At 68.7% G+C, this 21626-nt stretch carries 19 protein-coding genes; 10 read left to right on the top strand and 9 right to left on the bottom strand.

Annotation, left to right across the window (positions count from 1 at the left end; translation table 11 throughout):
* Nucleotides 1-4 precede the first annotated feature (4 nt).
* The 7 genes from K9D25_RS01060 to K9D25_RS01030 all read right to left on the bottom strand — a co-directional run bounded on the left by K9D25_RS01060 (nucleotide 5) and on the right by K9D25_RS01030 (nucleotide 7258).
* Complete coding sequence (locus tag K9D25_RS01060; protein ID WP_244378399.1) at nucleotides 5-715, bottom strand: transcriptional regulator NanR; 711 nt, start codon at nucleotides 713-715, stop codon at nucleotides 5-7.
* 105 nt (nucleotides 716-820) lie between these two features.
* Nucleotides 821-2101: a TRAP transporter large permease gene (locus K9D25_RS01055; RefSeq protein ID WP_244378397.1), complete on the bottom strand. Its 1281-nt coding sequence runs from the start codon at nucleotides 2099-2101 to the stop codon at nucleotides 821-823.
* 5 nt (nucleotides 2102-2106) lie between these two features.
* Nucleotides 2107-2595 carry a TRAP transporter small permease gene (locus K9D25_RS01050; protein WP_244378395.1) on the bottom strand — a complete coding sequence of 163 codons (489 nt, stop codon included), beginning with the start codon at nucleotides 2593-2595 and terminating at the stop codon, nucleotides 2107-2109.
* A 91-nt stretch (nucleotides 2596-2686) separates the two neighbouring features.
* On the bottom strand, nucleotides 2687-3664 hold the full coding sequence (locus K9D25_RS01045) for a TRAP transporter substrate-binding protein (RefSeq protein WP_244378393.1): 978 nt from the start codon (nucleotides 3662-3664) through the stop codon (nucleotides 2687-2689).
* A gap of 87 nt (nucleotides 3665-3751) precedes the next feature.
* Nucleotides 3752-4603, bottom strand: coding sequence for a phosphogluconate dehydrogenase C-terminal domain-containing protein (locus K9D25_RS01040; RefSeq protein ID WP_244378391.1), 852 nt, complete (start codon nucleotides 4601-4603; stop codon nucleotides 3752-3754).
* A 19-nt stretch (nucleotides 4604-4622) separates the two neighbouring features.
* Nucleotides 4623-6002 (bottom strand): four-carbon acid sugar kinase family protein, encoded by a 1380-nt coding sequence (locus K9D25_RS01035; RefSeq protein ID WP_244378389.1) that lies wholly within the window; start codon nucleotides 6000-6002, stop codon nucleotides 4623-4625.
* Complete coding sequence (locus tag K9D25_RS01030) at nucleotides 5999-7258, bottom strand: ribulose-bisphosphate carboxylase large subunit family protein (protein WP_244378387.1); 1260 nt, start codon at nucleotides 7256-7258, stop codon at nucleotides 5999-6001. Before K9D25_RS01030 ends, K9D25_RS01035 begins: the two co-directional genes overlap by 4 nt.
* A 278-nt stretch (nucleotides 7259-7536) precedes the next feature.
* Here K9D25_RS01030 and K9D25_RS01025 point away from each other — a divergent pair, with 278 nt between their 5' ends.
* The 10 genes from K9D25_RS01025 (at nucleotide 7537) to K9D25_RS00980 (ending at nucleotide 19662) form a co-directional block, all read left to right on the top strand.
* Nucleotides 7537-9426 (top strand): proline racemase family protein, encoded by a 1890-nt coding sequence (locus K9D25_RS01025; RefSeq protein WP_244378385.1) that lies wholly within the window; start codon nucleotides 7537-7539, stop codon nucleotides 9424-9426.
* Between the two features lie 41 nt (nucleotides 9427-9467).
* A complete protein-coding gene (locus K9D25_RS01020; RefSeq protein WP_244378383.1) occupies nucleotides 9468-10343 on the top strand; it encodes a transporter substrate-binding domain-containing protein in 876 nt (291 codons plus the stop codon).
* An 85-nt stretch (nucleotides 10344-10428) separates the two neighbouring features.
* Nucleotides 10429-11076 (top strand): amino acid ABC transporter permease, encoded by a 648-nt coding sequence (locus K9D25_RS01015; protein WP_244378381.1) that lies wholly within the window; start codon nucleotides 10429-10431, stop codon nucleotides 11074-11076.
* A gap of 14 nt (nucleotides 11077-11090) precedes the next feature.
* Nucleotides 11091-11912, top strand: coding sequence for an amino acid ABC transporter ATP-binding protein (locus K9D25_RS01010; protein WP_244378379.1), 822 nt, complete (start codon nucleotides 11091-11093; stop codon nucleotides 11910-11912).
* Between the two features lie 108 nt (nucleotides 11913-12020).
* Nucleotides 12021-12929 carry a 4-hydroxy-tetrahydrodipicolinate synthase gene (gene dapA / locus K9D25_RS01005; protein ID WP_244378377.1) on the top strand — a complete coding sequence of 303 codons (909 nt, stop codon included), beginning with the start codon at nucleotides 12021-12023 and terminating at the stop codon, nucleotides 12927-12929.
* Between the two features lie 12 nt (nucleotides 12930-12941).
* Nucleotides 12942-13949, top strand: coding sequence for a proline racemase family protein (locus tag K9D25_RS01000; protein WP_244378375.1), 1008 nt, complete (start codon nucleotides 12942-12944; stop codon nucleotides 13947-13949).
* Between the two features lie 23 nt (nucleotides 13950-13972).
* Nucleotides 13973-15448: an aldehyde dehydrogenase family protein gene (locus K9D25_RS00995; protein WP_244378373.1), complete on the top strand. Its 1476-nt coding sequence runs from the start codon at nucleotides 13973-13975 to the stop codon at nucleotides 15446-15448.
* 4 nt (nucleotides 15449-15452) lie between these two features.
* Nucleotides 15453-17150 (top strand): GMC family oxidoreductase, encoded by a 1698-nt coding sequence (locus K9D25_RS00990; RefSeq protein WP_244378371.1) that lies wholly within the window; start codon nucleotides 15453-15455, stop codon nucleotides 17148-17150.
* A 14-nt stretch (nucleotides 17151-17164) separates the two neighbouring features.
* On the top strand, nucleotides 17165-18175 hold the full coding sequence (locus K9D25_RS00985; RefSeq protein WP_244378369.1) for a proline racemase family protein: 1011 nt from the start codon (nucleotides 17165-17167) through the stop codon (nucleotides 18173-18175).
* A 32-nt stretch (nucleotides 18176-18207) separates the two neighbouring features.
* A complete protein-coding gene (locus K9D25_RS00980) occupies nucleotides 18208-19662 on the top strand; it encodes an NAD-dependent succinate-semialdehyde dehydrogenase (RefSeq protein ID WP_244378368.1) in 1455 nt (484 codons plus the stop codon).
* A gap of 46 nt (nucleotides 19663-19708) precedes the next feature.
* On the opposite strand, the gene K9D25_RS00975 is transcribed toward K9D25_RS00980, so the two are convergent.
* Nucleotides 19709-20398 carry a YoaK family protein gene (locus tag K9D25_RS00975; protein WP_244378366.1) on the bottom strand — a complete coding sequence of 230 codons (690 nt, stop codon included), beginning with the start codon at nucleotides 20396-20398 and terminating at the stop codon, nucleotides 19709-19711.
* 116 nt (nucleotides 20399-20514) lie between these two features.
* The gene (locus tag K9D25_RS00970) at nucleotides 20515-21618 is read right to left on the bottom strand and encodes an ABC transporter ATP-binding protein (RefSeq protein WP_244378364.1); all 1104 of its coding nucleotides are present in this window, start codon (nucleotides 21616-21618) and stop codon (nucleotides 20515-20517) included.
* Between the last annotated feature and the right edge of the window lie 8 nt (nucleotides 21619-21626).

Here is a 21626-nt window from a genome sequence, read left to right as displayed (position 1 = left end):
AGGCTCACCCCGGCCGGGTGTAGAGCGCGCTGGAACGGTCGAGATGCTTGACCATCAGCGCCTCCGCCCCGTCGGCATCGTGCCGGGCGATGTGGTCGATGATCGCCTCATGCTCGACCAGCGTCACATTCTCGCGGCCGGACCAGGTGAGCATCTCCGTATAGTACTGGCGCAGCCAGGACAGCATCGCCTCGCTCACCGCCTCGAAGATCGGGTTGCCGGAGATCGCCGCGATCTGGGTGTGGAAGCGCATGTCATAGGCGATGAACTGCTTGGGCTCGCTCACCGCCTTGGCCTGCTGGTCGAGAATGCCGCGCAGCGCGGCGATGTCGGCCGCCTCGGCGCGCTGGGCGGCTTCGCGCGCCATGCCGCGCTCGAAGAAGCGGCGGGCCTGCTTGAGATGCTCCAGGCTGTCCGGCGAGGCGGAGAGCAGGATCTGCGCCGTGAGGTCCACCTGCTGGAACAGCGAACGCGCGGAAAGCTGCTGCACCCGTGCCCGCTCGCCATGGGTGATGGCGATGAGGCCGATATTGGCCAGCGCCTGCATCGCCTCGCGTATGGCGGGGCGGCCGACGCCGAAGCGCTCCATGAGATCGCGCTCGGAGGGCAGGGCGTCGCCAGGGCCGAGTTCGCCGGAGGTGATCAGCGTTTTCAGGCGGTCGAACACCTCATGGGACAGCTTTCGTCGCACTATGGTGTCGGAAACATCGGCCATTCACGCGCTCCTGCAGGGTCGGACCCGTCTCGCGCCGGGTCGGCATGTTGAGCATACCAGTGGCGCCCTTCGCGGGCCAGCAAGCGTTGCGCCGGCTCTCCGGGCTCACTGCATCGCCTTGGCGCTGTAGGGAAGCCAGGTGGCGATGCCCGGCACGGCGATGATGAGCAGCACCACGACGATCAGCGCGAGGATGAACGGCGCCGCCGCCTTGCTGCCGCGCAGCAGGTCGGTCTTGGCGATGCCGCAGGTGACGAACAGGCACGCGCCCACCGGCGGCGTGATCAGCCCGATGGCGAGGCCGATGACGGTGACGACGCCGAACTGCACCGGATCGATGTCGAGCCGCTTCACCAGCGGCCACAGCACCGGCACGAGGATGATGATGTTGGCGGCGAGGTCCAGCAGCATGCCGGCGATGAGATAGACGCACAGGATCAGCAGCAGCACCAGCTGCGGGTTGTTGGTCAGTTCCAGGATGAAATGCGCGGCCGCCTGCGGAATCTGCTCGCGGGTGACGATCAGCCCGTACACCGAGGCAGCGGCGATCATCAGCATGACGATGCCGGTGGTCACCGCGCTGTCGAGAATGATTTCGGGCAGGTCGCGCCAGGCGATGGTGCGGTAGACATAGCGGCCCACCACCATGCCATAGACCACGGCGACCACCGAGGCCTCGGTCGGGGTGGCGATGCCGTAGCGGATCGAGCCGATGATGACGACCGGCATCAGCAGGCCCCACACGCTGGCGCGGGTGGCGCGGCCGATGCTGGCGAGGGTCGGGCGCGGACCCCGCTGATAGCCCTGCCGCACCGCGATCAGCCACGCCGTCACCATCAGCGCTACCGTCATCAGAATGCCCGGCACGATGCCGGCGATGAACAGGTCGCCGACCGACACGCCGGTGACCACGGCGAACACGATCATCGGGATGGAGGGCGGAATGACCACGGAAATCGTCGAGGCGGCCGCCGTCACGGCGGCGGTGAAGGGCGCGCCATAGCCCTTCTTCAGCATGGGAGGGATCAGCGCGCCGCCGGTGGAGGAGGCTTCCGCCACCGCCGAGCCGGTCATGCCGCCCATCAGCATGCCGGCGCCGATATTGGCGTGCGCCAGCCCGCCGCGCATCCAGCCGACCAGCGCGTCGGCGAAATCGATGATGTCGCGGGCGATGCCGCTGCGCGCCATCAGGTGCCCGGCAAGGAGGAAGAACGGCACCGCCAGCAGCACGAAACTGTCCATGGCGGCGGTCATTTTCTGCACCACCAGCGCCAGCGGCAGGCCGCCATAGAGCAGAGCCATCACCGAGGCGACGGCGAGGGCGAAGGAGACGGGCATGTTGAGGATGAGCAGGACGGCGAAGGCGACGAAGAGAACCGTGGCCATGGGTCTTACTCCTGCGGAACGGCCGGGGCGGCCCGTCGGGCGCCATAGATCCAGCCGATCACGATGTCGCCGATGATGAGGACGCACATGGCGGCATAGCCGCCATAGACCAGGCTCATCGGCACTTCGAGCACGGCCGAGGGCTGATTGCTGGTGAGGCGGAGGAAGCCGATGCAGGCATGGAGCGTCACGCCGCAATAGACGAGGACGATGGCCTCGACGAGCCGGCCGCAGGCGCGCTCAAGCCCCGGAAGCCCCAGATAGGTCACTGCGTCGAGCGCGATATGCGCCCGCTTGGTCCAGGCGAACCAGGCCGCGAGATAGCCGACCCAGACGAAGAGATAGCGCGCCAGCTCCTCCGACCAGATGAGCGGGTCGTTGAAGGCATAGCGCCAGATCACCTGGCCGAGGCACACGATCACCATGGCGCTGATGAGGGCGCACAAAAGCGCGCGCGCCAGCCATTCGACGCCGGTCCAGAACTGCAGAAGCATGTCACACCTCTCCCATGGAGGCGGACGCCTCCGGGCTGCGATGCCGATGGCCGGGGCCGGCCGCTCCGCAAAGGGGCGGCCGGTGCAGGGCTCAGTTCGCGGCCGCCTTGATCTTGGCGACCACGGCCGGATCAATGTTCTTGAAGGCCGAGGCGGTGTTGGCGGTGGCTTCCTGGAACGGGGTGATGTCCACCTGCTCGACGATCATGCCCTTGGCGGCCAGCAGCTTCAGCTGTTCGGCTTCCAGCCGGGCGGAGGTCTGGCGCTGATAGGCGGTCGCCTCGACGAGGGATTCCTCCAGGATCGTCCGCTGCGCCGGGGTCAGACGGTCCCAGGCCTGCTGGCTGAACAGCACCAGATGCGGGCCATAGACGTGGCGCGTCAGCGTCATGTACTTCTGCACCTCCCACAGCGAATTGCTGTAGACGATGGTGACCGGGTTCTCCTGCGCGTCGATCACGCCCTGGCTGAGGCTGGTGAACACCTCGCCCCACACCATCGGGATCGGCGACGCGCCCAGCTCCTTGAAGGCGGCGATGTGCACCGGGTTCTGCATGGTGCGCAGCTTCATGCCCTTGAGGTCGGCGGGGGACTTCACTTCCTTCTTGCTGGTCAGGCTGCGCCAGCCATTCTCCCACCAGGCGAGGCCGACAATGCCGCGGTCCTTGAACTTGGCGAGCAGGTCCTGCCCGACCTCGCCGTCCAGCACCTTGTAGGCATGGTCGGAGCTCTTGAACAGGAAGGGCAGGTCCACCGTGCCGAGCGAGGGCACGAAGGCGACGAGCGGGCCGGTGGAGACCACCGCCATGTCGACCGTGCCGAGCTGCAGCCCCTCGACCATTTCGCGCTCCTCGCCGAGCTGGCGGTCGGGATAGATCTCGATCTTCAGGTCGCCCTTGCTCTTGGCGGCGACGATTTCGGCGAGCTTTTCCAGCGCGATATGGGTGGGGTGCGCGGTCTGCGTCCCGTGCCCGGCCTTGATCACGGTGGTGGCGAAGGCTGGCGCGACGAAGGGCGTGGCGGCGAGGCTGAGCGCGGCGGCGGCCGCAAGGGCGATGATCCGGTTCATGGCGTTCCTGTCCCTGTTGAATGTTGTGCGTCCGGGGCTGTCGAGGGCCCCGGACGGGAGCCGGTGGCATGCGCCGATGCGGGCGCCTCAGGCCGCCTTGGGCGGGTTGCAGATTTCCTCGACCGAGCGCTGCACGGCCTTGGGGTCGAAGATGCGCTCCAGCCAGCCCTCGCGGAAAATCTGCGGCCGGGCCTGGTCGATGGCATAGAGCGCGCCATCGGAGAACTTGCCCTCGGGGAAGATCTCGAAGGCGATCGCCAGCTCGATGGTGAGGTGGCCGAGCAGGAAGTCGGTCGCCGCCTGGCGCGGCACGCCGCGGCGCACGGCCTCGTCCGTCGCCTCGCGCAGGGCGAGGCAGAGCGTGGCGCCGATGGTCTCGGCCAGCGCCGGCTCCATGATGGCGATCTGCTCCACCGTGCAGCGATGCGCCCGCATGACCGGCTTGTAGATGGTGCGGGCGATCTGCTCGCACTGGGCATAGTGCTCTTCCGGCCCCTGCATCAGCGCGCAGACAATGTGCTGCTTGGCATGCACGCCGCCGAAGAAGTCGTTCTTCGCTTCCTCCGTGACCTCGTCGTTGAAGATCGGCGGGTGGCAGGGATGGGTGACGAAATAGGTGACATCGTCGCGCTTGGGCAGTTCGCCCGCATGCGGGGCGGCGGCGTCGAGCATGATGATCGCGGTGCCGGGCTTCACCTTCTCGATGAAGGTGTGGGCGATCTTGCCGATCAGCCGGTCCGGCACGGCCATGAGCACGGCGTCGGCATCGGCGAGCGCATTGTCGCCGTCGATGCAGTCGAGCCCGGTCTTCTCCTTCAGGCGGGCACGGCCGGCCTCGGTCGGCTCGACATGCATCACCTCATAGGGCGAGCCCTGGAGATTGGTGGCGAGCCGGACGCCCATCTTTCCGCCGGCGCCGAGCAAGGCGATCTTTTTCATCTGAGGTCCTCTCTCCTGGTCAATGGTTGGCGACGCCGCCCCGTGCGGCGCTGAAGAAGTCCGGCCGGCCCATCTGGCCGCCCTTGAACGTGATTTCGAGCCCGTCATGGGCGCCTTCGGCATAGGCGCGGCAAAGCGGCGAGCCCGGCGCGAGCGGTGCCAGCGCGGTCACCGCATAGATGCCGAGCGCCATGCCGGCATGGCCTGACGTGTCGCCGCCGGAAATGACGGCGCGCGTCAGCCCGGCCCGGCGCACCACCGCGTCGAGCACCCGCCCGAGCCCGTCGCCGATGCGGGCATTGACCTGCGCCGGGGCAATACCCGCCGCCGCGATCGCGTGGCCGAGCGCCGGCACCGCCGGATCGTCCGGGCCGCTGGCGGTGAAGATGAGCGGGTCGTGGCCGGCCTCCAGCGCTTTGAGCGCCGCCGCCGTGCCGCGCGCGATTTCGCGCTCCCACGCCCGGCACTCCACCGCGTGCGTCGCGTCGAGCCTTATGCCCTCGAAGCCGTTCTCCAGCGCGTGGCCGATCTGCGCCGCTGTGATCGGCGAGCAGGAGCCGGAGACGACGGCAATGTGTTCAGCCCGCGCCGGTGGGGCCGTCGGCGCTTCCGCTTCCAGCAGCCCGGCGTCGCGCCAATAGGCGACCAGCGCATATTCCAGTCCCTGCGAGCCGAGGGCGAACAGGCGTTCGCCGCGCTGTTCCCACACCAGCCGCCCGGCCTCGACCAGCGTCTCGTCGTCGAGCACGTCGAGCGCCAGGATGCGGGCGCCGGCCGCGCGCTCGGCGGCGAGTTGCGCCTCGGCCTTTCCGGTCTTCATGGCGACGAAATCGACGAGGCCGACCGGCAGGTCGGTCTGCCGCGCGAGGTGCCGGCGCACATCCGCCTCGTTCATCGGCGTCACCGGATGGCGCGCCATGACAGGGTGGCGGTCGAGCCGATAGCCGGTGCCGTCAATGGCGGCGAACAGATTGCCGAAGGCCTGATAGCGGGCGATGGCCGGCGCGCCGGCAATGAGCGGATGCCATTCGCCGCCGAGAAGGCGCTCGCCGATTTCCGCCGCGCGGCCGATGGAGCCGATCTCGGGCGAGGAATCGAACGTGGAGCAGACCTTGTAATGGCTGATCGGCGCCTTCAGCGCGGCCAGTTGCTCAAAGATCGGCGGCAGCTCTTCGTCCATCCATTCCGGCGGCTGCGAGCGGGCGACACCGGCAATGCCGATGCCGCGCATCTCGCGAAAGCGGGCGAGCTGAGCCGGCGTCGGCGGGCCGAGGAACAGCACGGTCGGCAGGCCGGCGAAGCTCAGCACCTCCATCACCGCCGACGCGCCGGTATAGTCGTCGCCATAGAAGGCGACGAGCGGGCCGGCCGGAAGGGCGGAAGCCGGAGCGGGGCTCATGCCGCATAGGTCTCCAGCGCGCGGGCGAGCGCGGCGTGGTCGCGGGCATAATCGGCCAGCGGCACGTCGCTCATCGCCGCTTCCCACGCCTCGCGCAGCGAGGCGACGCCCGCCGCCGGGCCGTCGGGATGGGCCATGATGCCGCCGCCGGCGGCGAAGATCAGGTCCGCCGACCCCAGCGCGGCATAGGTGCCGGGCGCCTGCTTGGCCGACTGGCCGGAGGAGAACACCGGCATGGCGATGCAGGGCTTGTCCTCGAACAGGGGGGTGAGGCACGCGCGGGCGGAGGCGATCACGCTGTCATCGGCCTCCGAGAACTTGTTGGCGAGGCCGTTGACATGCATGTGGTCGGCCCCCGCCAGCCGCCAGATCTTCTGCCAGGCGACATAGGACCAGCCGAGCATCGGCGCGCGCGAGAGATAGCCCCAGCCATTGCGGTGGGCGTGCAGCGGCAGCTGCGTGAAGCGACCAAGCTCGATCATGCCGACGAGGCCAACCGAGTTGAGGCTGGCCATGACGCAGGTGCCGCCCAGTTCCTGCACGAGATCGTGGCGGCGGCGCATCTGGTCGATCTCGCCGGTGAGGTTGAAGGCGAACATCACCTTCTTGCCGGTGCGGTCGGCATGGTCGTTGATGACGCGCATCACCGCGTGCACGCGGTCCTCGAAGCGGCAATGCGGGCCGTCGGACTGCAATTCGTCGTCCTTGATGAAGTCGATGCCCGCGTCCGCCAGCAGCTTCACGAGGTCCGCCGTCTCGGTCGGCCCGAAACCCACGCTCGGCTTGACGATGGTGCCGATGATCGGCCGGCCCTCGACCCCGGCGAGGCGGCGCGTGCCCTCAATGCCGAATTTCGGCCCGCCATAGGCCTGCGCGAAGTCCTGCGGCAGGCGGATGTCGAGAAGGCGCAGGCCGGAGAACTGCTTCAGTTCGAACAGATTGCCCGCCACGGTCGCCAGCAGGTTTGGCAGCGAGGGGCCGAGATTGTCCATCGGCCAGGAAAGGGTGACGCGCGCCCTCTGGATCACCCCGCCCGGGGGATGGCCGGCGCCGGGCAGGGACGGAGCGTCGGAGGTGGCGACGAGTTCCAGTGCCTCGATCCGGGCGGCGGAGCGCTCCTTCAGCTCCGGCGTCTCGCCGGGAATGGCGACAAAGGTGCCGCTCGACTGTTCGCCCGCCATCGCCTCGACGGCGCGGCGGGGATCATAGGCGGTCTCAATGAGATAGTCGGCTTCGATCCGGTGGGGCGCGGGCATGCGGCTGTCCTGGCTCGGCACGAAAAGCCGCTCCGCCGCGCGTTTCCGCACCGCCGCCTCAGCCTTCCATGCGTTTCCTCAAGCGGTGAGTCTATTCTCACTCATATCTTGATATAGTCATTATACCAGTTGTCGAGAGGGCACAAGGGCGACGCTCTCCGTTACCGCAACGGCGGGCGAGGGGACCGACTTCTCTGTCCAGCCTCGATTGACTCGTTCAATAAATCCGCATACCGTCTGCGCATGTTCGGTGTTTCTACAAACGGTATGTAGACCGCATGACCCAGCCGGCCGCCCGCTTCCCCTTCTCCATCGGCCATGTCGCCAAGGTGACCGGCATTGCGGTGTCGACCCTGCGCTCCTGGGAAAATCAGGGCCTGCTGACCCCCAGCAAGTCGGCGGGCGGGCATCGTTCCTATGGCGAGGCCGAGATCGAGCGCGTGCGGCGCATCGACCGCATGCGCCGGGTGGACGGCCAGAGCCTTTCCGCCATCCGCCGGCTGCTCGACAGCGAGGAGGAGGCCGCGCCCGCGCCGGAAGGCGAGGCGGCGCCGGTCACCTTCAATCATCTCGGCGCCCGCGTGCGCGGCCTGCGTCAGGAAGCGGGCATGTCGCTGCGCGAGCTGTCCGAGCGCACCGACATCGCCACCTCGCATCTCTCCATGTTCGAGCGCGGCGTCGCCTTCCTTTCCCCGGCGCGGCTCAACGCCATTGCCGAAGTGTTCGGCCGCACGCTGGCGGAACTGCTCGGCGGCACGAAGGGGCGCGATTTCCCCGTCGTGCGCCGGGGGCAGGGGCGCATCGTCGGCTCCTTCGGCCCCGGCGTCACCATCGAGCAGCTCACTGTCTCGCAGCGGCTGATGGACGCCGAAGTGTGGACCATCGACCCCGAGCGCGAGAGCGACGGCTTCTACGCCCATGAGGGCGAGGAACTGATCTATGTGCTGGAAGGCTCGCTCGAACTCGCGCTCGCCGACCGCGACGCCGAGGTGCTGAACCCCGGCGACGGCGCCTATTTCAACAGCCGTATCGCCCATCGCTGGCGCAACACCGGCCCGGTGCCGGCCAAGGTGCTGTGGATCAACACCGACAGCGACCGCCTCTCCTCCATGAGCTTCGAGCGCACCGACCGCCGGCTCGGCCTCGGTGCCGGCATCGGCGAGGGCATCGGCGAGGGGGCGCTCAGCCTGGAGCTGCCCTCGGGCGCGCGCACCTTCCGCGTCATCGAGACCCACACCGAGGGCCACCCGACCCATATCCTGATCGAGCCGCTGGAAGGGCTGGACGCCGACAGCGTCGCCGGCAAGGCCCGCCAGTTCGCGGAGCGCTATGACAGCCTGCGCCCGATGCTGCTGCACGAGCCGCGCGGCCATTCCGGCGCCTTCGGTCTGGTGCCGGTGGCCTCCAGCGCGGCGGATTTCGGCGCCTTCTTCATATCCTCCTATGGCTATCCGGGCCTGTGCGGTCACGCCATCATGGGCTACACGGCGGCGCTGCGGGCGCTCGGTCGCCTCACCCGCCACAAGCGCTTCACCATCGAGGTGCCGAACGGCATTCTCAGCGTCGAAGTGGGCGTGGACGGCGACGCCGACGCCATCGCCCTCGACATGCCGCCCGCGCTCATCACGGAAGTGGGCCGGCGCGTGGCGATCGACGGGCTGGAGCTCGATGTCGCCATCGCCATGTGCGGCGACTGCACCGCGCTCGTCGATGCGCAGGCCGCCGGGCTGACGCTGGAGGCGGGCAATATCGACCGCCTGCTCGCGCTGGGTGACAGCCTGCGCCGCCATCTCAACGAGGCGCTGCCGCGCCGGCGCGGGGCGCAGCCCAGCGTCGATTCCGTGCTGTTCCATGGCACGGACGCGACCGGCGCGGTGCGCCAGTTCCTCGCCATTGATCGCCAGAAATTCGACCGCTCCCCCGGCGTCGCCGGTCTTTCCTGCCTCCTCGCCCTGCGCGCCGCCACCGGCGCCGCGCAGCCGGGGACGCGGCTCGACGCGGTCAGCCTGTTCGGCGGGCGTCTGTCCGGCGAACTCATCACCCTGACCCACGGCGCCGGCGGTGCCGTGGCCGCCACGACCCGGATCACGGGACGCGCGCACCTCAAGGCCGTGGCGACGCTCATCCAGGAGATGGGCGATCCTCTCGGCAGCGGCTTCCTGCGATAGGCCTCGCCTCAACACCAAACCAGAGAACTAGGGAACCGACGATGACCACCGCCTCGTCCCTCCGGCCGTCTCCGGCCGCCGGCTCGCTTTTCCGCTCTTTCGTCCTCATGTTCGTGGGCGCCGTCGTGCTGGCGCTCTCGACCTTCCAGTCCGCCTTTGCCGCCGATCCCAACCTCGTGCTCGACCGCATCCGCAAGAGCGGCGAGCTGCGCGTGCCGGTCATGATCGGCGAGGAGCCCGGCTATATCCGCGACCGCAACACCGGCGCGTGGAGCGGCTTCTACATGGACTGGGCGAACGACATCGCCACGCTGCTCAACGTCAAGGTCGTGCCGGTTGAAACCACCTGGGGCAACCTCGCCGCCGACTTCCAGGCCAACAAGATCGACATCGCCTTCGGCCTGAACCCCAACCCCAAGCGCGGCCTGGTGGTGGATTATCTCAGCGTACCGCTGTTCACCGATGCCTGGGCTATCGTCACCAAGCCGGGCTTTGCCAAGAAGACCTGGGCCGAACTGAACGACCCGTCGGTGCGCATCGTCGTGCAGAAGGGCGGCACGATGCAGGTCGTCGCCGAGGCGCTGACGCCCAAGGCCAACATCATCGTGGTGGAAGACCGCCCGCTCGGCATCATGGAGCTGCAGGCCAACCGCGCCGACGCCATGATCCTCGCCGTGTTCGACGCCATCGACGTGTCCAAGGCGATCAACGGCCAGATCGTGCTGCCGAGCCCGATGCTGCTCAACCCCGCGACCATCGGCATGCGCCGCGAGGAAGGCAATGAGGGCTACGAGAACTGGCTCACCAACTGGGTGAACCAGCAGCGCGCCCTCGGCCTCGCTCAGGGCAAGCTGCGCAAGGCCTTCGAAGCGCGCGGCATCGATCTCTCCGTGCTGCCGCCCGAGTTCAACTTCTAACGTCGTCCCCCTCGTCGACGTTACCTACGGTGCCGGCGCCTGCCGCCGGCACCGGCCTTTCCCTCCCCCGCAAGGTCGCTGCGCCGTGTTCGACTGGTCCGTCATCACCCAAAACGCCCATCTGTTCGCCTGGGGACTGGTCGTCACCCTCGAATATACGGTGATCACCTGCGTCCTCGGCCTGATCGTCGGGCTGCTGATCGCGCTGGTGCAGCTTTCGCCGCTCAAGACGCTGCGAATCATCGGCATGTTGTTCGTGGAGTTCTTCCGCAACGTGCCGCTGCTGGTGTGGCTGCTGTGGAGCTATTATGCGCTGCCGATCTTCGCCGGCATCAATATTTCCAAACAGGCCGCCGGCATTCTCGCGCTCAGCCTCTATGGCGGCGCCTATTACGCCGAAATCCTGCGCGCCGGCATCCAGTCGCTCGACCACGGGCAGGCGGACGCGGCCAAGGCGCTCGGCATGCGCTCCTGGCAGGCGATGCGCCGCATCATCCTGCCGCAGGCGCTGCGGCAGATGGTGCCCCCGCTTGCCGGCCAGACCATCATCCAGATGAAGAACACGACGCTGCTGTCGGTGCTCACCGTGCCGGACCTGCTCTATCAGGCGAGCTACGTCTCCTCCTTCACCTACCGGCCGATGGAGGTCTACACCGTGGTCGGCCTCATCTTCCTCGCCGTTCTCATTCCCTCCAACTATCTCGCGCGCCGGCTCGAGATGCGCCGTCACTGAGAGGGGGCCCCGCCATGACCCGTCTTCCCGCCGACGCCCCCGCGCTGGTCGAAGTGCGCCAGGTGCGCAAGTGCTACGGCTCGCATGAAGTGCTGCGCGGCATCGATCTCACCGTCTATCCCGGCGAGGTGGTGGCGCTGCTGGGCTCGTCCGGCTCCGGCAAGACCACGCTGCTGCGCTGCGTCAACCTGCTGGAACAGCCGACCTCCGGCCGCATCGTCGTCGATGGCTCGCCCATTTTCGACCGGGCGCCGGACGGGCGCGACAATGCCCGCATCAGCGGCCGCGAGGTCGCCGCCATGCGCAGCCGCGTCGGCATGGTGTTCCAGCAGTTCAACCTGTTCCCGCACATGAACGTGCTGGCGAATGTGATGGAAGGCCCGCGCACCGTGCTGGGCGAGGCGGACGCCACCAACCGCGCCCGCGCCATGGACCTGCTCGCCAAGGTCGGCATGGCGGAGTTCGCCGACCGCATGCCCGGCCGGCTGTCGGGCGGGCAGAAGCAGCGCGTCTCCATCGCCCGCGCGCTGAACATGCGTCCCTCACTGATGCTGTTCGACGAGCCGACCTCCGCGCTCGACCCGGAACTGGTGGGCGAGGTGCTCAACACCATGATCACGCTGGCCCGCGAGGGGATGACGATGCTGGTCGTCACCCATGAGCTGGGCTTCGCGCTGGAGGTCGCCACCCGCGTCGTGTTCCTCGATCAGGGCGCGATCTGCGCTGAGGGCACGCCGCAGGAAGTGCTGCTGCATCCCACGAATGAGCGCGTGCGCGCCTTCGTCAACCGTTTCCACGCCACCGCCGAGCTGATGCGCCCGCTGCTTCAGACCTGACGCGCCGCCCGGCGCCTTCTGCACCTCAAACGTCCTTTCGCGCGGGGCCGCGTGCCGCGCCACGCCCCCGCTCTGTCCCGACACCGCCTTCCTGAAACGAGACCGCACATGAGCAAGACCAACTGGCAGGGCATCCACAGTGTCCTCGTCACCCCCTTCCTGCCCGAGGGGCCGATCGACTTCCCGCGCTTCGAGGCGCTGGCCGAGGCCAATATCGCCAATGGCGCCGACGGCCTCATCGTCTGCGGCTCGACCGGCGAGTTCTATGCCATGAGCGTCGCCGAGCGGGTGAAGCTGTTCGAGGCGACGGTGAAGGTCGCCGCCGGCCGCGTGCCGGTGCTGGCGGGGGTTTCCGATCTCCACACCGATGTGGTGCTGGAACTCACCAAGGCCGCCGAGACCACGGGCTGCGACGGCATCCTTGCTTTGCCGCCGATCTACGCCAAGCCCGACCTGCGCGAGGCCGAGCATTTCTACCGCCGCATTTGCGCCGCCTCCGGCCTGCCGGTCATGCTCTACAACAGCCCGGTGCGCATCGGCGTCAACATCACCCCCGATCTGGTGGCGCGCCTCGCCGAGATCCCCAACGTCGTCGCCATCAAGGATTCCTCCGGCGACATCCAGCAGGTCGCCGAGCTGTGCCAGAAGGTGAAGGGCGAGCTGGCGGTGTTCGTCGGCTATGAGACGATGATCCGCTCCTCCCTGCCGCTCGGCGTGGTCGGCGTGGTCGCCATGGCGCACCAGCTTTCCGGCCGCCTCGTGCGCGCCTATTTCGACGCCTGCGCCGCGGGCGATGCCGCCACGGCGGACCGTCTGGAGCCGGCGCTGTTCGCCATCTATCGCTGCTTCAAGAGCGGCAGCTTCTATGCCGGCATCAAGGCGGCGATGAACGCGCTCGGCCAGCCGGTCGGCATTCCGCGCGAGCCGCTGCTGCCCTTCACCGACGCGCAGCAGGCTTCCGTGGCGAAGATCCTCGCCGAGGCCGATGTCGCCGCCCTCATCAACACGCTCGCCTGAACGGACATCATCATGCGCTCGACCCGCATCATCCAGGGCATCGATTCCCATACCGCCGGCTGCCCGCTGCGCCTCATCACCTCCGGCTTCGGCCCGATCCGCGGCGCCACCATGGTGGAAAAGCGCGCCGACCTGATGAGCCGCGACTGGCTGCGCCAGCTCGTGCTGTTCGAGCCGCGCGGCTCGTTCAACATGCCCGCCGCCGTGCTCACCGAAGCCTGCTCGCCCGACGCCGATATCGGCATGCTCATCCTTGAGCCCGACACCTATCCGCCCATGTGCGGCCACTGCGCCATGGCGGTCGCCACCATCGCGGTGGAAGCCGGCTACATCACCGCGCAGGAAGGCGAGACGCTGGTGCGGCTCGACACGCCGGCCGGCGTCGTGCCGGCGCGGGTGAAGGTGGAGAATGGCCGCGCCGTCTCCGTCACGCTGGAGATGCCGCTGAGCTTCCTCTACCAGCGCGACGTGGTCGTCGAGACCAAGAGCTTCGGCAAGGTGCGCGCCGACATCGCCTTCGGCGGCGATTTCTACCTCATCGTCAAGGGCTCGGACCTCGGCCTTGAACTGACCACCGACAATGCCTGGGCGCTGGTGAGCGCGGCGGCGGAGCTGCGCGCCGGGCTGAAGGACATTCCGGTCCAGCATCCGACGCTCGCCCATGTCAACGAGATCTACCAGATCGAGATCGTCGGCGACGGCGACGGGGTGCGCTTCGACGGCAAGAACGTCGTCGTCTGCCCGCCGACCGTGATCGACCGTTCGCCCTGCGGCACCGGCACTGCCTCGCGCATGGCCATGCTGCACGGCAAGGGCGAGCTGAAGGTGGGCGACACGTTCCGCCACGCCGGCATTCTCGACACGGTGTTCACCGGCGAGATCCATGGCGAGGCCACCGTCGGCGACCTGCCGGCGATCCGCTGCACCGTCACCGGGTCGGCCTATCTCACCGGCAGCTTCAACTTCTTCCTCGATCCCAACGACCCGTTCCAGCAGGGCTTCCGCCTCACCGGCGTCTGAGGCAACGGGTTCAGGAGAGGCTCATGTCCCACGATTTCGACCCGAACGGCGTCGCCGCTATCACCGATCACCTGATCGACGGGCGGCGCCTCGCCGGCGACGGCGCGGAAATCGCGCTCATCCGCCCGTCCGACGGCGCGGCCATCGGCACACTCCGCGCGGCGGACGAGGCACTGGTGGACGCGGCGATGCGCAGCGCCGCCAAGGCCCGCACCGCCTCCGGCTGGGCGAGCGCCACGCCGCTGGAGCGGGCGCGGGTGCTGAAGGCATGGGCCGATCTCATCGACGCGCGGCGCACCGAGCTCGGGCGGCTGGAAGCGGCGACGACGACCCGGCCGGTGGCCGATGTCCTCACCCGCGACCTCGTCCGCGCGGCGGGCGCCGTGCGCTATTTCGCCGAATGGGCCGACAAGATCGAGGGCTCGCTGATCGCCGGGGCGAACAGCGGCACCACCTTCCTCAAGCCCGAGCCCTATGGCGTCATCGCCTCCATCGCGCCGTTCAACTTCCCGGCGATCAACGCCATCTGGAAGTCCGCCCCGGCGCTGGTGACCGGCAATGCGGTGGTGCTGAAGCCTTCCGAACTCACGCCCTCCTCGGCGGTGATGATCGCCGAACTCGCCATCGAGGCGGGGCTGCCCGCCGGCCTGTTCAATGTGGTGCAGGGCGCGGGCGCCACCGGCTCGGCGCTGGTGCGCCATCCGCTCACGGGCAAGATCACCTTCACCGGCTCCTCCGCCACCGGCGCGCGGGTGATGGCGGATGCGGCGATGACCGGCACCAAGCCGCTCACCCTGGAACTCGGCGGCAAGACGCCCCAGCTTGTCATGGACGACGCGCATGATCTCGACGCGCTCGCCGCCACCATCGCCGGCGGGTTCCTCGCCAATGCCGGCCAGGTCTGCACCGCCGGCACGCGGTTGATCGCGCCGCGCCGGCTGCTGGACGAACTCACCGACAAGATCATCGGCCTCGCCCAGGCGCGCGTCGCCGGCCCCACCTGGGACACGCGCGCGAGCCTGCCGCCGATCATCAGCGAGATGCAGGCGGCGCGCATCGACCGCATGCTGGCCGAAACGGTGGCCGATGGTGCCACCGTGCTCACCGGCGGCCGGCGCTGCGCCAACATGAATTCGGGCGCCTATGTCGAGCCGACCGTGCTCGCCGGCGTGCCCGACACATCGGTCGGCTTCCGCGAGGAATTCTTCGGCCCGGTGCTGTCCGTCTACGCCTATGACGACGAGGACGAGGCGCTGGCGATGGCCAACCATCCCAGCTACGCGCTCGCCGCCAGCCTCTACACCACCAGCGCCGCCAAGGCGCTGGCGCTGCCCGCCCGCCTCAACGCCGGCACGGTCTGGGTCAACGGCCATGGCCGCCAGCCCGATTTCGCCACCCCGCAGGGCGGCTTCGCCGGCTCCGGCTTCGGCAAGGAAATGGGGCGCGCGGGGCTCGAAGGCTTCCTGCGCTTCAAGACCGTCTGGCTCAACCACGGCTGAAAAAATGTCCGAACACGCATATGACTACATCGTCGTCGGCGGCGGCGCGGCGGGTGCCGTGCTGGCGAGCCGGCTGTCGGAAGCCTCGAACCTCAAGGTCGCGCTGATCGAGGCCGGGCGCGACACGCCGCCGGGCGCGGAGCCGGCCGACACGCTCGATGCCTATCCGATCGTCGCCTATTTCAACCGGCTCTATCACTGGCAGAACCTGTCCATCCACCTCAACGACCCCAAGCCCGGCGCGGCGGGGCGGCGCTACGAGCAGGCGCGGGTGATGGGCGGAGGCACCTCGATCAACGGCCAGTTCGCCTTTCGCGGCGTGCCCTGGGACTATGAGCACTGGCGCGAGGACGGCGCCGAGGGCTGGGGCTGGGACGATGTGCTGCCCTATTTCCGCAAGCTGGAAACCGACCTCGACTATGGCGACAGCCAGCTGCATGGCAGCCACGGCCCGCTGCCGCTGCGCCGCATCCCGGAAAAGGACTGGTCGCCCTTCGCGAAAACCGTGGCGAAGGTGCTCGACAAGCAGGGTGTGGCCAATATCCGGGACCATAACGGCGTCTTCGACGACGGCTATTTCCCGATGACCATCAACAATGTGGATGGCCAGCGCGTCTCCACCGCCCGCGCCTATCTCACACGCGAGGTGCGCGCCCGGCCGAACCTGACGATCCTCGCCGAAACCGAGATGACGGAGCTGCTGTTCGAGGGAAGCCGCGTCACCGGGCTGAAGGCGCAGGGGCCGCAGGGGCCGCTCACCCTCAAAGCGCGCGAGGTGATCCTCTCCACCGGCGCGCTGCAGACACCGGCCCATCTCCTGCGCGCCGGCATCGGCCCGGCGGCGCATCTGAAGGAATTCGGCATCGCTGTGCGGGCGGACCGGCCCGGCGTCGGGCAGAACCTGCAGGACCACCCGATGGTGGCGTTCGCCGCCTATCTGCCGAAAGCCGCGCGCCTGCCGGCCAGCCAGCGCCGCCACATCCAGCTCGGCTATCGCTACTCGTCCGGCCTGCCGGAGACCACGCCGGGCGACATGTTCGTGCTGCCCTCTAACCGCGCCGCCTGGCACCCGCTCGGCCGGCGGCTGGCCTCGATCCTCGTCTGCGTCAACCGGCCCTATTCCACCGGTGAGGTGAAGCTGAACGGCCGCGACGCCGCGACCGCGCCCTTCGTCAATTTCCGCCAGCTCTCCGACGAGCGCGACCTCGCGCGGCTGGAGGACGGCATGCACCGGCTCTGGGGCATCGTCACCGATCCGGCGATGGACGGGGTGATCGAGAGCATCTTCCCCGCCACCTTCTCCGAGCGCGTGCGCAAGCTCGGCGCGGTCAGCCGCACCAACTGGTTCATGACGCTGATGGCCGCCGGCATCATGGGCACCGGCCCGCTGGCGCGCAAATTGATGATCGAGAACGTCATTACCCCCGGCCTCAAGGCGAAGGAGATGATGGCTGACCGCGAGGCGCTGCGCGCCTGGATCCGCGAGAATGCCTGCGGCAGCTGGCACGCCTCCGGCACCTGTCGCATCGGCCGCCCGGACGATCCGCGCGCCGTGGTCGACAGCGCCGCCCGTGTGATCGGCGTCGAGGGGCTGCGCGTGGTCGATGCTTCGATCATGCCGGCGGTCATCAGCGCCAACACCATGCTGACGACGATCATGGCCGGCGAGAAGATCGCCGACACCATCAAGTCCGGCCGCTAGGAGAGGGGCCTGCCATGACGATGAGGCGCTGGATCTCGACCATCGACAGCCACACGGCGGGCCACCCCACCCGCGTCGTCACCGGCGGCGTGCCGCCGCTCAAGGGCGACACGGTCGAGGCGCGGGCGGAGGATTTCCGCGCCCGCTTCGATAAGCTGCGCACCTTCCTGCTGCACGAGCCGCGCGGCCATGCGGCGATGGTCGGCGTTGTCATGACCGAGAGCACGCGCGCGGATTTCGGCGCCTTCTTCCTCGGCAGCTACAAATATCTTGAAATGTGCGGCCACGCGACGATCGGGCTCGCGGTGACGCTCGACCATATGGGGCTGATCGGCCCCTCCGACGCGCCGCACTCCTCCTTCACGTTGGAAGTGCCGGCCGGCATCATCACCGTGCATGTGCGCCGCGAACAGGGGCTGGTCGCGGCCGTCACCTTCGAGAACGTGCCGGCCCATGTCGCCGCCTGCAATGTGCTTGTCAGCGCCGCCGGCGTGAATGTCAGCGCCGATGTGGTGTGGGGCGGCAATTGGTACGGCCTCATCGCCGCCCGTGCCGCCGGGGTGGAGTTGGCGCCGTCCGGCGTCTCCCACGCCATGGCCGTGGGCGCCGCGCTGAAGGCGGCGCTGAATGAAGGCATCACAGAAGGCCGCGTGCCGGGCGTCGCCCGGCCGGTCGATTCCATCCTGTTCTACGAGACCGAAGCGGACGATCACGGGTTGGTCAGCCGCCAGCTGGTGGTGCTGGAATCCAACAAGTTCGACCGCTCGCCCTGCGGCACCGGCTCCTCCGCCCGGCTGGCGCAGATGGTGGCGCGCGGCGAGTTGCGCCTCGACCAGCCGATCCGCACCCGCAACATTCTCGGCGTCGATTTCACCGCCACCGCGCGTCCGGTCGACGGCCAACCGGGCGCCCAAAAGGCCGGCGCGATCTTGCCGCATATTGTCGGCCTCGCCCACATCACCGGCGAGCACCGCTTCGTGCTCGCGCAAGGCGACCCGCTGGCGGACGGCTTCCTCTGCCGCTGACGCCCCCTCATTCCGGCCCCCTGGAGACGATGATGACCGACCTTTCCACCTATGATGAAACCATCGAACTGCTGATCGACGGCACCTGGTGCCAGGGCTCCGAGGGCAAGAGCGAGGCGCTGGAAAACCCGGCGACCGGGGAGACGCTGGCCACCGTGCCGCACGCTTCCGACGCCGATCTCGCCCGCGCGCTCGACGCCGCGCAGCGCGGCTTCAAACTGTGGAAGGCGATGACCGCCCAGGCGCGCTACACGCTGATGATGAAGGCGGCCGATCTCATCGAGGCGCGCAAGGAGCGCATCGGCCGCCTCCTGACGCAGGAGAACGGCAAACCGCTCGGCGAAGCCGTGCCGGAGGTGCAGTTCGCCGCCGACGCCACCCGCTGGTACGCCGAGGAGGGCAAGCGTGCCTATGGCCGCATCGTCCCCGCCCGCATGGCCAATGTCCGCCAGATGGTGCTGAAGGAGCCGGTTGGCCCGGTCGTGGCATTTGCCGCGTGGAACTTCCCGTCCTCCAACGTCATCCGCAAGATCGCCGGCGCGCTCGGCGCGGGCTGCTCGATCATCATCAAGCCGGCGGAAGAGACCCCCGGCACGGCGGTCGCCATCGCCCGCTGCTTCCAGGAGGCCGGGCTGCCGGCGGGCGTGCTGAACATGGTGTTCGGCGCCCCGGCCCATGTGAGCCGCGTGCTGCTGGCCTCGCCCATCCCGAAGGCGGTGACGCTCACCGGCTCCACCGCCGTGGGCAAGGAACTCGCCCGGCTCTCCGCCGATACGCTCAAGCGCTGCACCATGGAACTGGGCGGCCATGCGCCGGTCATCGTCCATGGCGATGCCGATCTGGAGCTGGCCGCCCGCACGCTGGTGGCGTTCAAGTTCCGCAATGCCGGCCAGGTCTGCACCTCGCCGACGCGCTTCTTCATCCAGGAGCAGGTCTACCAGCCCTTCGTCGCCCGCTTCGTCGAGCTGGCCTCCGCGCTGAAGGTCGGCAACGGCCTCGATGCCGGCACCAATATGGGCCCGATGATTGGCCGCCGCCGTCTCGCGGCGATGGAGGAGCTGGTGAACGATGCCGTCGCCAAGGGCGCGAGCCTGAAGCTCGGCGGCACGCGCGTCGGCAATCAGGGCCACTTCTTCGCCCCGACGGTGCTCGCCGATGTGCCGGCCGATGCGGCGATCATGTCGACCGAGCCCTTCGGCCCCATCGCCCCGCTCACCTCCTTCTCCAGCTTTGATGAGGTGATCGAGCGGGCGAACGCGCTGCCCTATGGCCTCGCCTCCTTCGTCTTCACCCGTTCCGGCGCGCTGGCGGCCCGCACCGAGGAGGCGCTCGATGCCGGCCTCGTCGGCGTCAACCACATGGCGGTGTCGACGCCGGAGACGCCCTTCGGCGGTGTCAACGAATCCGGCTATGGCTCGGAAAGCGGCATCGAGGGGCTCGACGCCTTCCTGCGTACCAAGTTCGTCACCGAACTCGCGGCGCTCTGAGGCTCGGCTTTCGGGGCGGATCCTTCGCGGTCCGCCCCTCTCGCGCCTACGCTCCAGCCCCGGCTGGCGCCGCCGGGGGCGGCAGCACGTAGATCTCTACGACCGCCACCAGCGGCGGCACGAGGAAGCACCACACCCCGACCAGCAGATAGAGCGCCGCCGCCACCGCACAGCCGGCGACGAAGCTGGCGAGGAACAGGCCGAAGCGGCGCAGCCGCGTGCGCACCTGCCCGTGATCGGCGCCGGGATGCGGCTTCCAGACATGAGTCGCGTCGAGGAGGAGCTGGGTGATGGTGCCGGTCATCACGGTGGAAGGCGGCGCATCCGTGAGATGGGTGCGGTGCAGCGCGTTTTGCAGCGCCATGGCGCTCACCAGCGTCATGCCCATCATGATGGCGTTGGGCGTATCGGCCGCCAGCGGCGCGCCGAGCTGGATCGCCACCAGCGCCGCATGGGCGAGCAGAATGAGCTTCGCCGCCATCAGGATGCGGAAATCGTCATAACCGCGTGTCACCAGCCACCGGCTGACCAGCCGCGCGGCGATGACCACGACGCAGAACACCGGTACTGCGATGATCTTCGAGACCGAAGGCATGCGCCCCTCGGCGATGGCGGCGGCGAAGGTGACGAGATTGCCGGTCACATGCGCGGTGAACAGGCCGTGCAAGGTGACGAAACCGGCCGTGTCGACGAAGCCGGCATTGAAGCAGAGCAGGCCGGGAAGAGCGTATTTCATCGCGGAACCTCGCCGGAAGGAACGGACCCGGCAGGGCATAACCCAATACCCCGGCGAGGCAAGCCATCCTGCGCCCCGCCGCTTGCGTGGGCGTGGCGAGGGGGCAGCCCTCTCGCTCAGTGCGTGGCCAGCAGCACCGCCTCGCCGAGATCGAACACCAGCGCGATCGGCGCGCCGACGGGATGGGTGCCGACAATGTCGGCGCCGGTCACCCGGGTCTCGATCAGGCCGAGGCCGTCCATCTCCACCCGCGTGATGGTGTGCGACCCCTGATAGATGTGCGCCGCCACCACGCCGCGCAGGATGTTGGGGCCTTCCTCCCCCGGACGCGCCGGGCGCACATGCTCCGGCCGCAGGAAGGCACGCACATCAGACCCATGGGCGAAGTCCCAGTGCGGCTGTGCCGCCGCGCTCAACCGCCCCGCGCCCGGCAGCACCAGCGCCGCCTCAGCGCCCTCGCGCTCATAGCGGGCCACGGGCAGCGCGTTGATCTCGCCGATGAAGGAGGCGACGAAGCCATTGGCCGGCGTGCGGTAGAGTTCGACCGGCGCCGCCACCTGCTGCACCTCGCCGCGATTCATCACCACGATGCGGTCGGAAAGGCTCAGCGCCTCGCCCTGGTCATGGGTGACGAAGATGGTGGTGAGCCCGGTCTTGCGGTGCAGTTCCGACAGCTCGACCTGCATCTGCGCCCGCAGATTCTTGTCGAGCGCGGAGAGCGGCTCGTCGAGCAGCAGCACCTTGGGGCGGATGACGATGGCGCGGGCGAGCGCCACGCGCTGGCGCTGGCCGCCGGAGAGCTGGCTCACCCGCCGCTGCTCGAAGCCCTCCAGCTTCATCATCGCAATGGCGCGGCGCACCTCGGTCGCGATCTCCGCCTTCGGCAGTTTCCGCATGCGCAGGCCGAAGGCGATGTTGTCGAACACATTCATATGCGGGAACAGCGCATAGGACTGGAACACCATGCCGATATCGCGCCGGTAGGGCTCCACATCGGTGATGTCGACCCCATCGACCACGATCTTGCCGGCGGTGGGGGTGAGGAAGCCGGCGATCATGCCGAGCAAGGTCGACTTGCCGCAGCCGGAGGGGCCGAGCAGCGTCAGGAACTCGCCCTGGCCGATGGTCAGCGACACATCGGCGACGCCGACCGCGCTGCCGAATTCCTTGCGGACGCGGACCAGCTCGACGGCGGCGGGGGCGGGGTTTTGGGCGGTCATGGGCGTCG

The organism is Ancylobacter polymorphus, assembly GCF_022836935.1.
Taxonomy (GTDB): Bacteria; Pseudomonadota; Alphaproteobacteria; order Rhizobiales; family Xanthobacteraceae; genus Ancylobacter; species Ancylobacter polymorphus_A.
The sequence above is the reverse complement of the archived record's forward strand: the minus strand, read 5'-3'. Positions and strand labels throughout refer to the sequence as shown.

Bases quoted from the DNA above. Each gene is read 5' to 3' on its own strand.
- K9D25_RS01060 (WP_244378399.1), bottom strand. From the start codon at position 715: ATGGCCGATGTTTCCGACACCATAGTGCGACGAAAGCTGTCCCATGAG.
- K9D25_RS01055 (WP_244378397.1), bottom strand. From the start codon at position 2,101: ATGGCCACGGTTCTCTTCGTCGCCTTCGCCGTCCTGCTCATCCTCAAC.
- K9D25_RS01050 (WP_244378395.1), bottom strand. From the start codon at position 2,595: ATGCTTCTGCAGTTCTGGACCGGCGTCGAATGGCTGGCGCGCGCGCTT.
- K9D25_RS01045 (WP_244378393.1), bottom strand. From the start codon at position 3,664: ATGAACCGGATCATCGCCCTTGCGGCCGCCGCCGCGCTCAGCCTCGCC.
- K9D25_RS01040 (WP_244378391.1), bottom strand. From the start codon at position 4,603: ATGAAAAAGATCGCCTTGCTCGGCGCCGGCGGAAAGATGGGCGTCCGG.
- K9D25_RS01035 (WP_244378389.1), bottom strand. From the start codon at position 6,002: ATGAGCCCCGCTCCGGCTTCCGCCCTTCCGGCCGGCCCGCTCGTCGCC.
- K9D25_RS01030 (WP_244378387.1), bottom strand. From the start codon at position 7,258: ATGCCCGCGCCCCACCGGATCGAAGCCGACTATCTCATTGAGACCGCC.
- K9D25_RS01025 (WP_244378385.1), top strand. From the start codon at position 7,537: ATGACCCAGCCGGCCGCCCGCTTCCCCTTCTCCATCGGCCATGTCGCC.
- K9D25_RS01020 (WP_244378383.1), top strand. From the start codon at position 9,468: ATGACCACCGCCTCGTCCCTCCGGCCGTCTCCGGCCGCCGGCTCGCTT.
- K9D25_RS01010 (WP_244378379.1), top strand. From the start codon at position 11,091: ATGACCCGTCTTCCCGCCGACGCCCCCGCGCTGGTCGAAGTGCGCCAG.
- dapA (WP_244378377.1), top strand. From the start codon at position 12,021: ATGAGCAAGACCAACTGGCAGGGCATCCACAGTGTCCTCGTCACCCCC.
- K9D25_RS01000 (WP_244378375.1), top strand. From the start codon at position 12,942: ATGCGCTCGACCCGCATCATCCAGGGCATCGATTCCCATACCGCCGGC.
- K9D25_RS00995 (WP_244378373.1), top strand. From the start codon at position 13,973: ATGTCCCACGATTTCGACCCGAACGGCGTCGCCGCTATCACCGATCAC.
- K9D25_RS00990 (WP_244378371.1), top strand. From the start codon at position 15,453: ATGTCCGAACACGCATATGACTACATCGTCGTCGGCGGCGGCGCGGCG.
- K9D25_RS00985 (WP_244378369.1), top strand. From the start codon at position 17,165: ATGACGATGAGGCGCTGGATCTCGACCATCGACAGCCACACGGCGGGC.
- K9D25_RS00980 (WP_244378368.1), top strand. From the start codon at position 18,208: ATGACCGACCTTTCCACCTATGATGAAACCATCGAACTGCTGATCGAC.
- K9D25_RS00975 (WP_244378366.1), bottom strand. From the start codon at position 20,398: ATGAAATACGCTCTTCCCGGCCTGCTCTGCTTCAATGCCGGCTTCGTC.
- K9D25_RS00970 (WP_244378364.1), bottom strand. From the start codon at position 21,618: ATGACCGCCCAAAACCCCGCCCCCGCCGCCGTCGAGCTGGTCCGCGTC.